Here is a 19,447-nt window from a genome sequence, read left to right as displayed (position 1 = left end):
GTGAGAATTAACATCCCTAAGATATTGAATATCAAGCGTTTGCATGGCCTTTCTTAGTTTAAAATTGTTAAAATCCTAACCCCTAAACGCGTTTAACCTATTATCATTTTAATCAGGAGTACAGCTCTCAGAATAAGGATTTACGAGTTTGTAAAATTTTCTAACAAATACATTAATTCAAAACCTGCTTATGCCGCAAAACAACAGCACCCCGACCATCAGACAGCATCAAAAATTTATGCTCCAGGCTTTTAATCTCGCCGAGCAGGCGTACGAAGAGGATGAAATTCCCGTTGGGGCAATCGTTGTGCAGGAGGACCGCATCATCGGGAAGGGATACAATCAAACCGAGCGCCTCAACGATGCTACGGCCCATGCTGAAATGCTGGCCATCTCTGCAGCTTGTTCTACAATCGAAAGCAAATATTTAACCGATTGCACGTTGTATGTGACGCTGGAGCCCTGCCCGATGTGTGCCGGCGCCCTTGTCTGGTCCAGGATCGAACGCGTTGTATTTGGCACACTGGATGCCCGGGCGGGCGCCTGTGGCAGCTTGTTCAACATCGCTGACAACGAAAAGCTGAATCACCGGGTTGAGGTCATCCAGGGCTTTATGGAAGAAGACTGCAAATGGATACTACAGCATTTTTTTGAAAATAAACGCTCCAAATCCGGACTTTAATCTTGATTATTCACGCATACCTTCGATCCACTGCCCAGTTTGTGGAGAGCCAGCAGCAGCGAGCGGAAGTTGCCAATGCAATAAAATATACCCGCAACTTTACTTTGAATTTTCTGGCATATGCATATTTTAGGATAGGAATTTTTCAAAGGGTTTTTTCATTCATTGTTACACTAAATTTCAATCAAAAACGGGATACATTATGTCAAGACCAGTAACACTATTCACCGGCCAGTGGGCCGACCTGACATTAGAAACGATTGCCGAAAAAGCGGCTTCGTGGGGATATGACGGACTCGAGCTGGCTTGCTGGGGAGATCACTTTGATGTCCACCGTGCACTGGAGGAAGATGATTATTGCGAGCAGCGAAAAGAGCTGCTTGCCAAGTACAACCTTCAGGTATGGTCGATCAGCAACCACCTGGTGGGTCAGGGCGTGTGCGATCTGATCGATGAACGCCATAAAGAGATCCTTCCCAAACATGTTTGGGGCGACGGGGATCCTGAAGGGGTCCGGCAACGCGCGGCCGATGAGATGAAAGCCACCGCCCGTGCCGCAGCAAAACTGGGCGTACCAGTGGTCAACGGATTTACGGGGAGCTCTATCTGGTCAAAACTGTACTCCTTCCCCCCCAACCTGCCCGATACGGTAGACGAGGGATTTCAGGATTTTGCCGACCGCTGGAACCCGATCCTGGATGTATTTGATGAAGTGGGAATCAAGTTCGGTCTTGAGGTCCATCCGACCGAAATCGCGTTTGACATCGCCTCTGCCGAGCGTGCCATCGAGGCACTGGATGGACGCGAAACCTTTGGCTTCAACTACGACCCCAGCCACCTCGGCTACCAGGGAGTGGATTATGTTGGATTTATCGATACTTTCTCCGACCGTATTTATCATGTACACATGAAGGATGTGTGGTGGTCAGACAAGCCGACCAAGGCGGGTGTGTTCGGGGGACATACCGAATTCGGCAATAAAGACCGCTATTGGGACTTTGTGTCGGTAGGACGCGGCAAAATCGATTTTGACCGGATCATTCGTGCACTCAACCGCATTGAGTACGCCGGACCGCTTTCCGTCGAATGGGAAGACAGCGGCATGGACCGCGAAGTGGGAGCCAGCGAATCCGCAGATTACTGCAAAAAAATCGACTTCTCCGCTCCCGGCGCCGCATTTGACTCTGCCTTCTCAGATAGCGACGAAGAATAACCTGAAAATCGAATACTGATCGCCGGCAGGTTCTAGGTCCCCCCCCGGTCGCCATTTGTACGCCCGGGGGGCGCTGGCGGCGATGCTTGTTGTACCGGCAGAACTGCACCGGTCAACACAAGGTCAATATAACCTCAGAAGAATTATTTTACATGTATTTACTAGGATATGACGTAGGGAGTTCAAGCATAAAAGCCAGCCTTATCGAGGCTGACGGTGGTACGCTGGTAAGTGCGGCCACCTCCCCCGATAAAGAGCTGGAGATGTCAGCTCCCGAGCCCGGATGGGCCGAACAGGATCCCGAGACCTGGTGGAGCCACGTCGTGAAGGCCACCCGTCAAATCGTTTCGGAAGCCGATATTGACACGAACGACATTAAGGCGATCGGCATCTCCTACCAGATGCACGGGCTCGTCCTGGTCGACGGAGACCAGCAGCCGTTGCGTCCCTCCATCATCTGGTGCGACGGGCGGGCCGTGGATATCGGGCAAAAAGCGTTTGAAGAGCTGGGCGAAGAGTACTGCCTGGACCACTTCCTGAATTCGCCTGGGAACTTTACCGCCTCTAAACTGAAGTGGGTTAAAGAAAATGAACCGGATCTTTACAACCGGGCGGTTAAATTTATGCTGCCCGGCGATTACATCGCCATGAAGATGACCGGTAATATATCGACCACTACATCCGGACTTTCCGAAGGCATCTTCTGGGATTTCAAGTCGAACGGAATCGCAACTCCACTGCTGGATCACTACGGCATCTCAGAAGATCTGATCCCGGAGGTTCATCCAAACATGGGGGACCACGGCAAACTTTCTGCCTCGGCAGCGGAAGAGCTGGGGCTTTCAAAAGGGATCAACATCGCCTACCGGGCGGGCGATCAGCCGAATAACGCACTTTCGTTAAACGTGCTGAACCCGGGAGAGGTCGCTTCCACGGCGGGAACCTCCGGTGTAATTTACGGGGTTACGGATGAACCGCTCTATGACCGCCAGTCACGCGTTAACACGTTTGTGCATGTAAACCACGGCGAAGATCATCCGCGTTATGGCGTACTGCTCTGTGTCAACGGTACCGGCATCCAGTACAGCTGGCTGCGCAATACACTCCTTGACGGCAGATCCTACAGTTACGACGAGATGAATGAAATGGCCGGCAGCGTACCGATTGGTGCTGAAGGAATTTCTGTACTGCCGTTTGGCAACGGCCCCGAACGCCCGCTTGCGAATAAAAACCTGGGAGGCCGGATTAATGGAATTCAATTCAACCGTCATAAAATCGGTCATGTGATCCGGGCCGCGCAAGAGGGTATCGCATTTGCTCTGAACTACGGGCTGCAGATAATGAAAGAGATGGGAATGGATATAGAGACGGTGCGCGTGGGCCATACCAACATGTTCCTGAGTCCCGTTTTTGCCGAAGCCTTTACCAATGTTACAGGCAAGATCGTTGAGATGTACAATACCGACGGTTCGGTGGGTGCAGCCATTGGCGCGGGCCTCAGCGCCGGCGTCTACAAAAAACGATCAGAAGCATTTGCCGGGTTAAAAAAGGTGAAAACCCAGGAGCCGGAAAACGAGCTCGTCAAATCATATTCTGCCGCATACGGTCGCTGGCATGAGGAGTTGGAGCGTGCGATGTGAATCGCCTGCGGCCAGTACCATTCAGATGACTTAAACTACAACTCAGAAAATTCAAGTAATAACGATAATTCTATGAAGATAACTACTGGCGAAAAAGAATATTTCCCCGAAATAGACAAGATCGAATTTGAGGGAAGGGATTCCGACAATTCCCTCGCATTCAAATACTATGATGAAAACAAGGAGGTTGCCGGAGAATCGATGAAAGACTTTTTCCGGTTTGCAATCGCCTACTGGCACACCTTTACCGGTACCGGCGGTGACCCTTTTGGTGTAGGCACTCGTCAATTTCCCTGGCTGACATCCGCCGACCCCATTCAGCGGGCCAAGGATAAAATGGATGCGGCTTTCGAGTTTATCACCAAGCTGGGAGTTCCCTTTTATTGCTTTCACGACTACGACCTGGTGGATGAGGCCGATACCATCGCGGAATCCGAAAAAAGGCTGAAAACGATTGTGGAATACGCCAAAAAGAAGCAGGAGGAATCGGGCGTACAACTGCTCTGGGGAACGGCCAACCTGTTTACCAACCCCCGCTATATGAACGGGGCAGCTACCAACCCCGACTTTTCAGTAGTTTCGCACGCCGCCGTTCAGGTCAAAAATGCACTTGACGCCACCATCGAGCTCGGCGGCGATAATTATGTATTCTGGGGCGGACGAGAAGGCTACATGTCACTCCTCAATACCGATATGAAACGCGAGCAGGAACACCTGGCAACGTTTCTCAAAAAGGCGCGTGACTATGGCCGCGAAAACGGATTTGAGGGCACCTACCTGATTGAACCGAAGCCGATGGAGCCGATGAAGCACCAGTACGACTTTGACACGGCGACCGTCATCGGGTTTCTGCGTGAACACGGGCTTGATGAGGATTTCAAGGTCAACATCGAGGTCAACCACGCGATCCTCTCGCAGCACACCTTCCAGCATGAGCTCGAAGTGGCGGCCTCCAACGGGCTTCTCGGCAGCATCGATGCCAACCGCGGCGACTATCAAAACGGCTGGGATACCGACCAGTTTCCGGTCAACATTTACGAATTGACCCAGGCGATGCTGGTACTGCTGGAACATGGTGGACTGGGTACAGGAGGTTTCAACTTTGATGCCAAGCTCCGCAGAAATTCAACCGATCTCGAGGACCTGTTCTATGCACATATCGGCGGAATGGACATGATGGCCCGGGCGCTGGAGACCGCCGCCGCGATCCTGGAAGATTCCGAATACAACGAGCTGCGCAAGCAAAGATACAGCTCATTCGACAGTGGCAAGGGAGCCCAGTTTGAAAAAGGCAACCTCAGCCTGGAAGAGCTCAGAGCGTATGCGATCGAACACGGAGAACCCGATCAGATAAGCGGGCGACAGGAATACTACGAAAATCTTATCAACCAGTATATCTAGCCTGCATTTTCACCGGTGCGGCGTACTTATGAAGTACGTCGCACTTTTTTTATGATTCGGCATACAGCCCCCCCTTCCTGATTTCAGACCATCAATCGGCAGCTTATCATCTCCGGTATGGGGCCACTCCAGTTTCAACGTAAATCTCAATTTCCCTCCTGCAGCCCGTTAATCCACCGTATCCATATAGTCAGTCAACCGGTGGTCGGACGAATCTTTCTGCTGCCACTTTTGGAGAATATACTGAACCGCCTGATGAGTGGTCATGTGGAAATGCGAGCCACCGAGTCGTCGTGCCAGCCCGGACCGCAGCATGATATCCCGAATCGGTCCCTTAAGTCCGGCAAAGTGCAGATCTATATTAAGCTCCTGCAAACTTTCAACCACATTCTGCAGGGCTTCTATGGCCGTCGTATCCAGGTCATTTATACTGCGCCCCTCGATTATGACCGCCTCAATCGTTCGATTCTCTTCTTCACTCTTTGTTATAATATATTCCTTGAAATACTCTGCATTGTTAAAAGAGAAGGAAGCGTCAACCCGCAGAACCAGCAATCCGCGTATGCGGTCGGCCTCCGGATACCGCTTGATATCACGAAAGAAATGAGAACCGGAAATATGGCCCAGTTCAGCCACATTCGGGCGACTTGCGCGAATAAGGACACCCACCAGGGATGCCCCCACCCCCAACAGAATCCCTTCCTGTATTCCTATAACCAGTATTGTAATAAACGTAAATAGAGCGATGTATCCATCCCGTTCTTTGGTTCTGAACAGGTAACGGATCTGCTTTATTTCTATGAGGCCAAGCGAGGCAACAATAATTATGGCGGAAAGGGCCGGCATCGGCACATAATAAAAAAGCGGGGTCAAAAACAGCAGTGTCAGTCCTATTAAAATTCCTGCAAAAACATTGGTCAAGGGAGTCTTACCCCCTGCCTGCTCGTTAACAGCCGACCTCGAAAAACTGCCTGAAATAGGAATACTTCTGAAAAATCCGCCAACCAAGTTCGCGGTACCGATAGCCCAAAGCTCGCGATTGGGACTGATGGTATAGTTGTATTTGGAGGCGAACGTCCGCCCGAGGGTCACCACATTCATAAATTGAACCAGCGACAGGGTTAAGACGGTGGGCACCAACCGCCGCAACTGTTCAAAGCTGAATGCAGGGATAGTCGGGGCGGGGAGTCCCCCGTCAATAGATCCCACCACTTCCACTCCGCGTTGATCCAGTCCCATTCCCCAAACCGCGGCTGAGCTCAGGATGACCAGTATTAACGCATCCGGCGCTGCCGGCAAAAACCTGTTGAAGGCGAAAAGAACCAGGATTCCGGAAACTCCGATGATAAAGGTAACCAGGTGCAGTTCGCTCCATACCCCGGCGAGCTCAGTAATAATATCGTATATATACTGCGTCTGCTGCAGGTTTATGCCCGTTAAATTGCCAAGCTGGCTAAACGAGATGATCAGGGGCGCGGCTGTTGTAAATCCGATAATAACAGGCTTGGACAACAGGTTTACAATAAAACCCAGCCGGGCCACCGACATGGCGATCTGCGTGATCCCGACAAATATGCCGAGCAAAATAACCAGGGAGATATACTGGTCGCTGCCCGGTTCAGCAATGAGCCCGACCCCCGCCGCTACAATAAGCATGTCGATGGCTACAATACCGACTGAAAGATGCCGTGAGGTAGCAAAAAGCGGGTAGATGAGCAGCGGCACCAACGATGCATACAGCCCGTAGATGGCAGGCAAACCGGCCAGTACAGCATACGCCATTCCCTGCGGAATAAGCATTACACCAACCGTTACACCGGCAGACAGGTCGTTACGAAGCGTTTCAGACGAATAGTCGGAAAGCCACTTGAAAATCGTGAGTTTGGAAAGAAACCATTCATATTGTTCTCTCAAACCCATACGAACATGAAACTGGTTGTATATGATTTTAAGTGCCGAATAACCGTTCAGTTTATGTTAAAGATTTTTTGATAAAGATGTTGTTCGATTTTGAATTGATTTGCCCGTTCTTTATTTACCTTAGATTAGTGACAGATCCTTAGAAAAATTATAGAGATTAATTTTGTAATATCTTATCCCCAATGAGATCTTAATTTTTTCAATTTTATTTCACCCAATATTTTTTTAAACTGGTAAACATTAATATTTTTTAATGTTTACCAGCTCAAGGGCATCTAAAGTATCAAGTCGGTTAGGTAATATCATCCATTTAATTATATTCGTATGGCTATGAAGTCTAAAATTCTTGTGTTCCTTTCTTTATCCTGTTTTGTTTTACTAGTTCAGGCTTGTGGGACGGCTGACTCAGATCTAGAGTCTGTAAGTATTTCTGGAGAGGTAAGTAACCAAAATACTGGAAATCCAATTGAAGATGCTATTGTCGAAATAGTCAATCCTGCACCCTTGAGACAAACCATCACTACCGATTCATTAGGCCAGTTTGCATTTACGATAGAGGCCGACAGCTCATTTTCTGTAACGATAGAAGCTTCCAGACAGGGTTTTAATTCCAAATCGACAACCTTTAAGGTCGCACCTGAAACCGACGTAACAGACCTGATTATTGAGTTACTATCTGAGACAGATCCGGGTGATGAAGGTGGTGATGATGAACAAGTTGGTGGTGAACCGGAAGGAGCCGCAGCCATTGTTTTAACCGGTATCTCGAATCAAGCAATAAATATTGCTGAAACAGGCGACCAGGTAAGCAGTGCTTTTACCTTTGAAGTTCAGGATTCCGCCGGACGTTCTTTGAACAGGGAAAAAGCGGTAGATGTACAATTTAGTATAATATCTGGGCCAGGTGGCGGTGAGGAATTAATTCCACAAGTAGCGAAAACCAATGCCCAGGGTCGCGTTACAAGCTCTCTTTTCAGTGGAAATACTGCGGGTCCCGTAAAAATACAGGCTCTTGTAGACCGACCTGAAGTCGGTTTAACAATCCGTTCAAAGCCCGTGTTGATTGCAATCCACGGGGGATTTCCAGATGAAGATCACTTCAGTATTGCACCCAATAAATTCAATTTTGAAGGGTATGATATCAATGGAGTTCGGAATACAGTTACCGTGATTGTTGGAGATAAGTTTTCCAATCCTGTAAAACCTGGAACTGTCGTTTACTTTAGCACTACGGGAGGAGTTATACAGGGCTCTGGAGAGACAGATGAAGATGGTATTGTAACTGCAGATCTGATATCCGGTGAACCCAGACCGACTGATGACATTAGCGGTAGTGCAGGAAGGCCAGGCTATTCAACCGTTACTGCTACCACAGTAGACGAAAATGACAACCGCATTTCGAAACAAATCAATGTTGTCTTCTCAACAAGAGGGGCGTTAATCGATGCAAGTCCTACTACATTTGATCTTTCTCCCAATGGGGGGGAAAGTTTTTCATATACCGTAACCGATCTGAATGGCAACCCAATGGCAGCCGGCACCGAAATTAGTGTCGAAGCCGGAGAGGGAATCGAGGTTACCGGTGATTCAGATTTCACCTTGGGCAACCACCTTTTCCCAGGGCCCGGGGCCACAGAATTTAACTTCTCAATCCGGGACACTGATGAAGAATCCAATGATCCGGCTTCGTTGACAATTAAAATTTCTGTAACTACCCCATCGGGTAATACAACAACATACACTGAAATTTCTGGAACAAGACGTAAGTCTCAATAAATTAATCCAATCATTGGACCATTAATCCCACCCAAAATATCGGGTGGATTTTATTCAGCAACGATGCTAACAGCATACAAACAAGTCATTTAATAATTTCCATCCTTTGCATTATATTCGGGAGGGTTTTAAAATCAGGAATTTTGTCGGAGTTCAAGACCCGATAAAATGATAAGTTTGGGCGACAAAACAACGGTTTACAAAACCTATTCGATTGATTTTTTTGGAATTAGTATAGACTTAAATATCAGACATGAAGTCACTACCAGAACTTTTTGAAAATAACCGAACGTGGGCTGAAAGGGTAGAACAGGAACATCCCGGTTTTTTCAGCGAGCTGGCTAAAGGCCAGAATCCCCAGATTTTGTGGATCGGGTGCTCCGACAGCCGGGTGCCGGCCAACCAGGTTGTGGATCTGCCCCCCGGCAGCCTTTTCGTGCATCGCAATGTGGCCAATGTAGTGGTTCATTCCGACCTGAACTGCCAGTCGGTGCTGCAGTATTCCGTCGAAGTGCTCAAGGTAAAGCATATTGTTGTATCAGGACACTACGGGTGCGGGGGCGTGACGGCCGCACTTAAGGGCCAGAGTTTTGGACTTATTGACAACTGGCTTAGCCATATCCAGGATGTTATCGTTCAACACGAGGGGGAGCTCAGCTCCATTTCGGATGAGCAAAAACGGGTTAACCGGATGTGCGAACTGAATGTCCGGGCACAGGTAATCAATGTCTGCCGCTCCCCTTTTGTACAGCAGGCGTGGGAAAAGGGACAAACACTCAGCGTGCATGGGTGGATATACGATCTGAAAGACGGGTTACTTAGCGACCTGGATGTAACGGTGGGAGGCAAAAAAGATCTGCAAAATATTCTTTGATTACTGATCAATACCGTTGCTTTTCATATATTCCGTTCAACTTTCAAGAAAATAACGTTCGTTTTTCCTTATGGAGATAAAGAGCACAGAAAAAAAATTTCCGAGCCTTGTGTACAAGGATTCAGAATATGAGCAGTTCATTGATCATTTGAAATCCGGCAAGGCGTATCACCTTGCTCTTTTTATCGGGCTGTATGAGAATAACAAACAGAAGGCCTTGAAAGAGATCGCAAAAGCGACGGGCAAGGAGGTCCTGGAATATGATTTCGATGACATTGTATCGAAAATTGAACGTGACACGGTTGATGCTGTCGATCAGCTATGGGAAGAAGTCAAAGACAGCGATGCCATTCTCCACTTCTCCAATGGGGATAAACTCTGCGGTGCATACACCGGATTTTCGCACTCCAAAGTCAAGTATGCCACGCCCCAGGAGCGGTATTTCCTCCAAAAAATCCAGGCGTTTCAGGGACTTGTCATCATCGATATTACTGAATATGACAGCGCCGACGAAACGATATTGCGGGCCGCCGATTCCATCATCAAGTTTCCGCTTCCATCTTCCTCCCTGCAGCGTTTTTGGTGGCACCTGAAGCACTACTCGTTGCACGGGTTCGATCTGAAAACAAAACGACCGGAAAGCTATTTAGACACTTCCACAAATTTTTAGGCCGATGAAGTTTTCACTTCCGAACACTACCAGTTAATCGTATCAGCCACTCCGATACGATGTGAAGAGATGATCACATGGTGGATGAATCCATCTGAGTGATTTTGCACCTGCCCCGGGGGCAAGCCTGTCGTTGCCAGTTGTACATATTTGAGCTTATCACATCTGCAGGTATGTGAATTTTAGTTCGTTTAAGGGAGTTGCATGCGAATAAAAAAAGAAGTGGATGAAGTTGGAGAGCAGAGGACTGAGTTACCTGCTCCATCCTCTTGGTACGCCCGGTTGTGGCAAGATATTCTTGGTTCCGTTCGCGGGGTGGAATACGACTTTACTGAAGGCAGCATCTGGCGGGCGATACTGCTGCTCTCCATTCCCATGGTGCTGGAGATGGCCATGGAGTCGATCTTTGCCGTGGCAGATATCTTTTTTGTCTCGAAACTGGGGGCCGACGCGGTTGCTACCGTCGGCATTACCGAATCGATTCTTACCCTGGTCTATGCTATCGCCATGGGCCTCAGCATGTCCACTACTGCACTTGTATCGCGGCGTATCGGCGAAAATAATGAGCAGGCGGCTGCTATTTCGGCAGTACAGGCGATTATTGTAGCTGTTATTGTAGCGATGCCAATTTCCCTGGCAGGCATATTTTACGCACCCGAACTGCTGGCCCTTATGGGCTCCAACGAGCAGATGATCCGGGAACTTAACAGTTATACCGCCATCATGCTCGGGAGCAACATCGTGATTATGCTCCTATTTATAATAAATGCCATATTTCGCGGTGCGGGCGATGCGGCCATATCAATGCGGGTGCTCTGGGTCGCCAATATTATCAATATTGTGCTTGATCCCCTTCTAATTTTTGGATTTGGTCCTGTTCCCGCACTGGGAATTACCGGCGCCGCCGTGGCTACAACTATTGGCCGGGGCGTAGGGGTTGCCTATCAATTTTACCTGCTGACACAAAAAAGCAACAGGATCAACATCCGACGAAGCCACTGGAAACTGGAGGGAGCTATCATGAAGCGGCTGATCCGGCTCTCTCTCGGTGGCATCAGTCAGCATCTTATCGCCACCTCCAGCTGGATCGGGCTGGTCCGCATTATCGCCGTCTTTGGAGCGGAGGCACTCGCGGGGTACACCATCGCCATCAGAATATTGATCTTCTCTCTATTGCCGTCATGGGGAATGAGCAACGCAGCGGCCACCCTGGTGGGACAGAATCTCGGGGCACAAAAACCGGGGCGGGCCGAACGGTCTGTATGGATTACCGGCCTGGTGAACATGTGCTTTCTGGGCCTGGTGGGGGGCACCTTTTACCTGTGGGCCGAGGAGCTCATTCGACTTTTCACCAGCGAGCCCGCGGTTGTTTCAACAGGCATCCAGTGCCTGCGGATCATCTGCCTGGGCTACCTGTTCTACGCTTGGGGCATGGTAATTGCCCAGGCATTTAACGGTGCCGGTGATACCGATACCCCTACCCTGCTTAATCTCATCTGTTTTTGGCTGGTAGAAATTCCGGTTGCTTATCTCCTGGCCCTTACGTTGGAATTCGGGGAGCCGGGCGTTTTTTACTCCATCGTTATTTCTGAAACCCTGCTTGGCGTCCTCGGGATTATGGTTTTCCGAAAAGGAAGATGGAAAAATCGAGTAGTTTAGAGATTATCAGCACCATAAAAACGGGGAATCAACTTTTGGGAAAAAAGAAGCAGAAGACTATTTTTGGTGCTGATATGAAAGAACCGGAAAAACCACTGCCTACAGACTGCTGCGGATCGGGCTGCGAACGCTGCGTCTACGATATCTATGTAGAGCAGTTGAAACAGTATAAAGCCTGGAAAGAATCTCAACAACCCAAAGAAGCAGGAGGAACGGATGGCTTTAACCGTAAAACGTGACACCAGTGGTCGCCGCGGCAAAACGGTGACGATGATTACCAATATTCAGCACAATCCCCAGGTGATTGAAGACCTGGAAAAAAAACTGAAGCAGCACTGCGGTGCAGGGGGAACCAGCTACGCCAAAACCATCGAAATCCAGGGAGACCATGTCGATAAAATCAAAAAGTTTCTTGTCGATGAGGGCTTTGACGTAAAATGAGTCAGGATCTTCAGATGCAACATCTCCAACCCAAAAAAGCGGTAATCGTATGGATTTAACCATTCCCGAAGAAGAGTACAAGGCGATCCTAAGTGAAATTAAGAGTGATGAAAGTCCCGTCGGAATTGATGCCGGCAAAACACATGTGCTCATTATCCAAAAGCTTATCGATATCGACCGACGCCTGCAGGCACTGGAAAAGAGATTTGCAGAAGAGGAATAGTTTAAATCCTTTACGGAATCAGAACTCTTGAATGCATGGCCGTGGGGAGGTCGAAGTCCTCACCAATATTGATGAGGGCGACTAAAAATATCGATCTGGAAATTCTGGGCAGTGAATGGGGACCATCCTGGTAAATACCGGGATAGTCTTACCGCTGGCGCGGGATCCAGTCTCCACATCGATGGAAAAAAAGAAACCAGTAACTACCCTTCCGTTTATGAATGGCGCTACATTAGTTACAATTTTATGGTGTCGCCCTAACCCGGGGTAAAGAACTGCGGACAGATACCGCCGGACACTGCCCATCCTATTGTGGGCAGCGCCCATAAAGCATATTTTGTCTTCTACAAGCTCACCTTGCTCTCGCGTTTGGGATCCAGGTCATACAGTGACGAAACCGTAGCCTGAACCGTTTTGTACCAGTCATTTCCATACTTGTCGTTAATCTCGTAGAAATCCGCAAAATCGGGCTTGCGGGTCTTCATTTTCCATTCCTGGTTCTTGGCTTTGTAGGTAGGATCGATATGCAGCAGTTCATGGAACAGGACCATCTCCCGGGTTTTTTCATCCAGCATATCCCACATCTCCCCGGAAATCTCGATCAGGTAATCGTTGCCTGAATAGTATTTAACTTCGCGGGAAGCCTTCATGCATTTTGCCGCACGATATTTCGTCACATTTGGGTACACCAGGAAATACCCGATCGAGGCGGGACCGAATTCCAGCTTTTCCCGCTCAATCACACGCTCCGCAATCGTTTCCACTTCGGGCGATTCCATCAGCTGTTTATTACTGTGACTTATGGTATCCCCGGGCTTCAGAAAATCATTGTCTTTCATATTGTTGAAGTACTAAAAACTTTAATTTACTGTTCAATTCGTTGACTCATTCAAGACCGCTAAAAGTATCGTATTCGAATGATTATTTCAGCTTTTACCTCCCGATTTTTCAGGTATTTGTGAGGGATATATTAGAAAATGCCTGAAGCTCGACGGGTTGGAGTTTCACAGCAGTGTATTACCCGGTTTATTCACGAAGTAGTAAAAATAAGATGTTAAATCCAGGAAAATATTTGACATATGGAGAATCACCTATAGCTCAAATTTGGGTGTAGTTGCACCATACTGCGAAATTTGCCCGTGCACTTCGTTATCCCGACAATGCCTCCTCAACGTACCTCGGCACGACTGTTTGGTGCCACTCCCGGGAGGCCTCGTGCACAACCAAATTTCTTGGTGAATAATCCGGGTTAATGCTTTCCTGTGGCAGGCTACCTATTTTCATACCTACAGGATACGAGATAAATAGGCTGTTTGAGATGCATCGTTGCGCGGGTATTTGTTAAACTATCCTGCATCTTTGTACACTTATTTCAAATGCGGGACAATACCGAATTTGGGCAAAAAACTTCTTACAAAGCTCTCTTGCAGGCTGAGAACACCACTCTCAAAAAAAGATAATCACAAAAAAACCCCGGCAAAAACCGGGGCCTCTAAATGTGATATAAAAAATAGGTTTGGTCTATTTATAATCCAGGCTTCGCACGTTAATTGCACTCAAGCCCTTGGGAGTCTCCTCGACATCAAATTCCACGGCTTCATCGTCTTCAAAGCCTTGATCGTAACCAAGATTTTCAACGTTGTTTCTGTGAACGAAAATATCCTTACTTCCTTCATCGGGATTAATAAATCCAAATCCTTTTTGGGAATCGAAAAATTTTATTTTGCCTTGTTGTGACATATATATTGTTTTTTGGGTACCTGTCGGTTTCATCTTGTGAAAGGAGTTGGACTAACGCGTCGTTTCAGTAAAGTTCACTTTTCAGGTGGGTAATTAAATTTAACAATGCAATGTAGGGCTAATTACTAGCAATACCTATTAATATTTATGTCCTGCTCCATGCCCTGCCACGACAAGCCGGTTCAGGAAGGTTGAAAGATCTTTCAGGGTACAGGTTCTCTTGCGATGGATGGATCGGGTCGGCCTGACGGTTAAAACGGCAACTAAATCGTGATAGAGTTTGTTTTGCTGTTCTCGATATTCCGTCTAACTTATGCTTGGCTTCAGCCGAATCGTGGCAATATCACCTGCTGCGCCTGCTTCCCTGAGACTAATAATTGATTATTGTCTTGGGTTCATGGTTTCGTTTTATTTAGGATGCGGTAAATATCATGGGAAATTAACAGTTTAAACTAAAACTCTGTCTATTCAGCATGGGATTTGAGCAACTGTTTATTATAGGGGTCTTATTGTTAGCCTTTGCCGGGTTAGCCGTTGACTTGTGGAGTCCTGATGCAATCTTGTTAACGGCGCTTGCCGTTCTCACGCTGGGTGGGGTCGTCAGCCTGGAACAGGCTTTCCAGGGGTTTGCCAACACCACATTGGTGGCACTGGGCAGTTTATATGTGGTATCGGCGGCAATGCGTGAAAGTGGTGCGCTGGATCGTGCCAGTACCTTTATACTGGGAGAAGAGACCAAGAGCATTCAACGAATTCTGATACGACTCTGCCCCAGCGTTTCTTTGTATTCCGCATTTTTAAACAATACCCCGGTTGTAGCGATGGGGATTCCGGCTATTCGAAGCTGGGCGCAGAAAAATAATATCGTCGTATCAAAACTCCTTATTCCCCTGTCCTACGCAGCCATTTTAGGTGGACTCTGTACACTCATCGGCACCAGTACCAACCTGATTACCCACGGACTGCTGCAAAGCCACGGATTTGCAGGCCTTTCTTTTTTTGAACTAGCCTGGATCGGGGTTCCCTGTGCCGTTGTAGGGCTCCTGTATCTCATCTTCGTTTCTCCCGTGCTGACCCCGGCACGCCGCGACATCCGCTACGAAGAGGAACGTAAAAGAAACCTGCTTGTGGAACTGGAAGTGACCGAAGGAGCTGATGTTGCGGGAAAAACCGTGAAAGAAGCCAGGTTGGCAGGTTTTCCAGGGTTTTACCTTTCCCGAATTAACCGGGAAAACCTGGAAATTGCGCCGGTTCCTGAAGATGAAAAAATCCGCGAGGGCGACCATCTTTTATATGCCGCCAAAGACGGCATCGCCGCCAAAACTCCCGATCTCTCCGGGCACCCCGGGTTGCGGCTGGCCATTCAGCCTCCAAGAGGAATAAACAGAGAAGAGAACAGAGACCGGGAGCTGCACCAGGTCGTGGTAAAAGAGGGGTCGCGCCTTGTTGGGGCTACCGTTGAAGAAGCCAAACTCCTGGAGCGGTTCGGAGCAGCGGTAACCGGGGTTCGCAGAAGAGGAAAGCGCGTGGAGGAGCCGCTTGGCAAATTTATATTGCACCCGGGCGATGTACTCCTGCTGGATACCCGACGCGGTTTCAGAGGAGCTTATGAAGATATCGAGGACTTTTTCCTGACCAGTGAAGCCGGCGGTGAAGCCCCGGGTGATACTGATGAAATAAAAGAGCACCGTCCCGGCGGCAAAGACCTGTATGTCTCCGTTTCAGTATTGGTAGGTATCGTATTTTTGGTGGCTCTTGGCATAATCGATATCGCACTGGCCGGAATTCTGGGCGTGGCGGTGTTACTGACCTTCAACGTTATTGAAGCCGGCGAAGCCCGAAAATCAGTAGACTGGACCGTACTAATTGTGATCGGTTCGGCTATCGGACTGGGCAAGGCGATGGAGGTAAGTGGTACGGCCGAGCTGATCGGAGTGTGGATGGTGGATCTTACCAGCGCTTATGGACAGCGGGCCGTACTGGCGGGCGTGGTGCTTGCTACCGGTCTGCTTACCGAAATTATCACCAATAACGGGGCGGTGGCCCTGATGTTTCCCATAGCGTTGTCAGTTGCCGAGTCTCAAGGTGTTGATGCGCGCGGGTTGTTCATTGCCGTCACCCTGGTCGCCTCCATGTCGCTGATTACCCCGATCGGGTACCAGACAAATCTCATGGTATATGGTCCGGGTAATTATCGGTTTACCGATTTTTTCAAGGTGGGATTTTCACTTGAACTAACACTGTGGATACTCGTAATCATCCTGGTCCCCATTTTCTGGCCCATGTAAGACCGCATGAAACATGTACCTGAAAATTTTCCTGTATTTGCCCCAGACCGTTTGGGTTTAACCGAAAATCGGTTTCTTCAGAATTATGTCTGGTCTTTTGACTGGCACTGTGGACAAAAATAGAGCTTGCGTCCCCCCGTCTTGTTAACTTCAATTTTTGTTCCGCACCTGTAACAGTGCTCTCCCTCCCGATTGTAGACAAAATGCCGGTAATCAGACCGGCTCTTCCCTTCCCGCTTCAACGCCTGCACGATTTGGGGATCCGTGGTGACGCCCTTCGTCTCGTACGAACGGCGGGCAAGCTCAACAGAAGCCTCGGCCATCTGCCTTTTCTGCTGGTCAGTGCAGTCTCTCAGCTTCAGGTCCGGATGCACGCCGGATACGAACATCACTTCGGCCCGCAGGTAGTTTCCAAGTCCGCTGAGGAAAGATTGATCCAGCAGCAAAGTGGCCACTTTCCTGTTCTGAAAAGCATCATCCTGGTAGCGGGAGAGTACTCTTTGCCGGTCGGTATCGGGATGCAATACATCTGGTCCCAGCTTTTTAAGATAATCGTGATCAGCCAGTTTATCGTCTCTGAGCACCTCTATTTCTGATGCAGAATATAAAAGGGCAGAATGTTCGCCATTGGTTAACGACAGCCTGAGCGATCGGTTCGTATCCGGGATTTCTCCCCTTTTAACTATTTTCCACTTCCCGTACAGCTGATTGTGCGAATAAATATTTAATCCATCCTCGAACCGTGTCAAAATCGCTTTTCCCCGTGCTTCAATCCCCTCCACATACCTGTTCTGCAATCTTTCTTCATACTTTTTCAGGTGATCAAAAGCGAAATACACCTCTTTAACACTGCGTTCAGCCAGCACCTCTGAGAGACGAGTGGCCGTTCTCCATATTTCCGGACCTTCAGGCATTACTTCATTGATTTATATTCAGATTCCTTTGTGTGGTTACAAGAAACACTATTCCAGGTTCTTCGTTCCGTTTCCTCAAGTATACACGGACAACAAGGCTCAAATCCCGTATTACCATGAACGTTGTCAATAAATTTGATCTCATTTCGTTAAAGCTGGTATTCAAATAGATTTCTATTTTTGTTAGGCCTCAAAAATAGATACCTTCTTTCACTCAATTGGATCAATAATTTATAATTCAACGACATTCTTATATCATGTTTCAACAACGATTAATGCTATTTTTTATAAGTGGGATCTTTGTCCTTTTTGTGGGCTGCAACTCCGATTCCTCCATTGGATCCGGCGATACCACCCTTGAGAATAACATCGACAGTGTGAGCTACAGCCTGGGATACCAAAACGGCATGGTCCTGAGCCAGCAAAATATGACGGATATTGACATCGACAAGCTGGTTGCAGGAATACAGGCAGGACTTGATGACAGTGCTAACGCCCCTATTTCCGAATCAGAGATGCGTGGAATTATTCAGTCCTACCAGATGCAAAAACAGCAGGAAACAATGAATAAGCAGCGTGAAGAAGCCGCCACATATCGCAAAAAAGGCGAAGAGTTCCTGGCTCAAAACAGAAATGAGGAAGGGGTAGAAGTAACGGAAAGCGGCCTGCAGTACAAGGTGCTTGAAGAGGGATCCGGAGCCTCCCCGAATGCGACAGATACCGTTACGGTGCATTACCGGGGAACCCTGCTGGATGGTACCGAATTTGACAGCTCCATCGGCGGCGATCCGGCTACCTTTCCGCTCAACCGCGTTATTGAGGGCTGGACTGAAGGGGTTCAGCTGATGCAGGAAGGGGCCAAATACAAGTTCTGGCTGCCTGCCGACCTGGCATACGGCGACAACCCACGCCCGGGCGGTCCCATCAAACCGGGGCAGACTCTCGTTTTTGAGGTCGAGTTACTGGAAGTCAACTGAGGTTCATTAAATTTTTTTAACATTTTTAGCTTTTTTACACAGAACCGCTTTTATTAGTGGTAACTGTTTACGTTGGCTTTTTCGAAGTGTTGAAGGGAGCTGGTATCAATCCAGCTTCCTTTTTCTCTTTCATTGCCATTCCAGATTTTCAATAGTTCTACAGTCTCCCGCAGCAAGAAAATCTTATCTTTGTGATGTAATACTGATTTTTTCCCACTCCCTGCTTTTTAGAAATTTTCAATTAAGAATTTAGAAATAATGAACAACGCCGCGTCATTCTGACCGGAAGACCGTGCATTTGCGGCCTGGAGTCGAAGGATCTCCTTATGCAGGCTGCTTATGGGTAGAGGGATTAACACCCAAGCAGTAGTAACCATGTTTAGGGCGATCCTTCGACTTCATTTCACTTCGCTTGATTACGCTCAGGCTTTATGTTAAAAAAAGGGACCATCCCCTGGATTTGTCTTACCTTTTTTTCTGTAATCCTTTTAACAAATCAGGATTACGCGGCGTTGATTCGGGGAAGCCTTAGCCTGGATTGTTCCACCATGCCCGACCGGAAGAATTTCTGTTTGAAGAGGGGGGCGATTCATCTGAACAGCGGACAGACCAAGATCCCCACCGAGGAGTTAACTAGGGCAACCTCAAAAAGTCACAATAGCTCTTTTCTAAAGACAGAGGTGTTCCTTTTTGTGTGAACAAAAACGAACCCAAAAAGTCACCGGCGGGGATTTCTTCGCCTGGCTGCACTTCGCTGTGGCTAAAAGAAACCCAGATGTTCCCGTTGGTAGTATTTTCCACAACTACAGGTTTTCCGTATCTATGGGCTTTCCCGTAACCTGCTGCAAAGTTTCTTTCTTAACGCCTTCGCTGCGTTTGCCCGGGGCGGCTCAGAAATCGCCATGCCGGAGAGGATAAGACCCTTTTCTACGCGAGCGCCCAAAGTCCAGAAAATCCCTGCTACAGGTGCCAGCAACGTCTCCCAACGTTGATAAGCAGGAGCCACAAATGAAGTTCCAATAGAACAAC

18 protein-coding genes are annotated in these 19,447 nt (G+C 48.3%); 13 read left to right on the top strand and 5 right to left on the bottom strand.

What is annotated here, in order from left to right; translation table 11 throughout:
• Positions 1–190: 190 nt before the first annotated feature.
• The 4 genes from tadA to xylA all read left to right on the top strand — a co-directional run bounded on the left by tadA (position 191) and on the right by xylA (position 4,936).
• A complete protein-coding gene (gene tadA / locus ACG2E4_RS17160; RefSeq protein WP_395277352.1) occupies positions 191–682 on the top strand; it encodes a tRNA adenosine(34) deaminase TadA in 492 nt (163 codons plus the stop codon).
• A 202-nt stretch (positions 683–884) separates the two neighbouring features.
• A complete protein-coding gene (locus tag ACG2E4_RS17155) occupies positions 885–1,895 on the top strand; it encodes a sugar phosphate isomerase/epimerase family protein (RefSeq protein ID WP_395277351.1) in 1,011 nt (336 codons plus the stop codon).
• 152 nt (positions 1,896–2,047) lie between these two features.
• Complete coding sequence (locus ACG2E4_RS17150; protein WP_395277350.1) at positions 2,048–3,535, top strand: xylulokinase; 1,488 nt, start codon at positions 2,048–2,050, stop codon at positions 3,533–3,535.
• 72 nt (positions 3,536–3,607) lie between these two features.
• Entirely contained in the window at positions 3,608–4,936 is a 1,329-nt protein-coding gene (gene xylA, locus ACG2E4_RS17145) for a xylose isomerase (protein WP_395277349.1), read from the top strand.
• Between the two features lie 168 nt (positions 4,937–5,104).
• Here xylA and ACG2E4_RS17140 read toward each other — a convergent pair whose 3' ends face one another.
• Positions 5,105–6,856, bottom strand: coding sequence for a SulP family inorganic anion transporter (locus ACG2E4_RS17140; protein WP_395262312.1), 1,752 nt, complete (start codon positions 6,854–6,856; stop codon positions 5,105–5,107).
• A 330-nt stretch (positions 6,857–7,186) separates the two neighbouring features.
• Between ACG2E4_RS17140 and ACG2E4_RS17135 the strand changes: the two genes are divergently transcribed.
• The 7 genes from ACG2E4_RS17135 (at position 7,187) to ACG2E4_RS17105 (ending at position 12,499) form a co-directional block, all read left to right on the top strand.
• Complete coding sequence (locus ACG2E4_RS17135) at positions 7,187–8,632, top strand: carboxypeptidase regulatory-like domain-containing protein (protein WP_395277348.1); 1,446 nt, start codon at positions 7,187–7,189, stop codon at positions 8,630–8,632.
• Between the two features lie 253 nt (positions 8,633–8,885).
• Positions 8,886–9,506 (top strand): carbonate dehydratase, encoded by a 621-nt coding sequence (can, locus tag ACG2E4_RS17130; RefSeq protein WP_395262314.1) that lies wholly within the window; start codon positions 8,886–8,888, stop codon positions 9,504–9,506.
• 109 nt (positions 9,507–9,615) lie between these two features.
• Positions 9,616–10,176 carry a hypothetical protein gene (locus ACG2E4_RS17125; protein WP_395262315.1) on the top strand — a complete coding sequence of 187 codons (561 nt, stop codon included), beginning with the start codon at positions 9,616–9,618 and terminating at the stop codon, positions 10,174–10,176.
• Between the two features lie 204 nt (positions 10,177–10,380).
• Entirely contained in the window at positions 10,381–11,835 is a 1,455-nt protein-coding gene (locus ACG2E4_RS17120; protein ID WP_395277347.1) for an MATE family efflux transporter, read from the top strand.
• A complete protein-coding gene (locus tag ACG2E4_RS17115; RefSeq protein ID WP_395262317.1) occupies positions 11,814–12,074 on the top strand; it encodes an oxidoreductase-like domain-containing protein in 261 nt (86 codons plus the stop codon). The genes ACG2E4_RS17120 and ACG2E4_RS17115 overlap by 22 nt, the downstream gene beginning before the upstream one ends.
• Positions 12,052–12,276, top strand: coding sequence for a translation initiation factor (locus tag ACG2E4_RS17110; protein WP_395262318.1), 225 nt, complete (start codon positions 12,052–12,054; stop codon positions 12,274–12,276). The genes ACG2E4_RS17115 and ACG2E4_RS17110 overlap by 23 nt, the downstream gene beginning before the upstream one ends.
• 49 nt (positions 12,277–12,325) lie before the next feature.
• Positions 12,326–12,499, top strand: coding sequence for a hypothetical protein (locus ACG2E4_RS17105; protein ID WP_395262319.1), 174 nt, complete (start codon positions 12,326–12,328; stop codon positions 12,497–12,499).
• A gap of 344 nt (positions 12,500–12,843) precedes the next feature.
• Here ACG2E4_RS17105 and ACG2E4_RS17100 read toward each other — a convergent pair whose 3' ends face one another.
• Together ACG2E4_RS17100 and ACG2E4_RS17095 are read right to left on the bottom strand one after the other, a co-directional pair.
• Positions 12,844–13,338: a putative metallopeptidase gene (locus tag ACG2E4_RS17100; RefSeq protein WP_395262320.1), complete on the bottom strand. Its 495-nt coding sequence runs from the start codon at positions 13,336–13,338 to the stop codon at positions 12,844–12,846.
• Between the two features lie 682 nt (positions 13,339–14,020).
• Complete coding sequence (locus tag ACG2E4_RS17095) at positions 14,021–14,272, bottom strand: cold-shock protein (RefSeq protein WP_395277346.1); 252 nt, start codon at positions 14,270–14,272, stop codon at positions 14,021–14,023.
• A 440-nt stretch (positions 14,273–14,712) separates the two neighbouring features.
• Here ACG2E4_RS17095 and ACG2E4_RS17090 point away from each other — a divergent pair, with 440 nt between their 5' ends.
• A complete protein-coding gene (locus ACG2E4_RS17090) occupies positions 14,713–16,527 on the top strand; it encodes an SLC13 family permease (protein WP_395262322.1) in 1,815 nt (604 codons plus the stop codon).
• Positions 16,528–16,610: 83 nt separating this feature from the next.
• Here the strand turns inward: ACG2E4_RS17090 and nei are convergent, their stop codons facing one another.
• Positions 16,611–17,441 carry an endonuclease VIII gene (gene nei, locus ACG2E4_RS17085; protein ID WP_395277345.1) on the bottom strand — a complete coding sequence of 277 codons (831 nt, stop codon included), beginning with the start codon at positions 17,439–17,441 and terminating at the stop codon, positions 16,611–16,613.
• Positions 17,442–17,716: 275 nt separating this feature from the next.
• Between nei and ACG2E4_RS17080 the strand changes: the two genes are divergently transcribed.
• The gene (locus ACG2E4_RS17080; protein WP_395277344.1) at positions 17,717–18,418 is read left to right on the top strand and encodes an FKBP-type peptidyl-prolyl cis-trans isomerase; all 702 of its coding nucleotides are present in this window, start codon (positions 17,717–17,719) and stop codon (positions 18,416–18,418) included.
• A gap of 820 nt (positions 18,419–19,238) precedes the next feature.
• Here ACG2E4_RS17080 and ACG2E4_RS17075 read toward each other — a convergent pair.
• On the bottom strand, positions 19,239–19,447 hold a 209-nt coding region (locus ACG2E4_RS17075; protein WP_395277343.1), incomplete at its 5' end, for a hypothetical protein.

The organism is Halalkalibaculum sp. DA384 (assembly GCF_043951955.1).
In the GTDB taxonomy this organism is placed as follows: Bacteria; Bacteroidota; Rhodothermia; order Balneolales; family Balneolaceae; genus JAMQKA01.
This window is presented reverse-complemented; position numbering and strand designations above follow the sequence as displayed.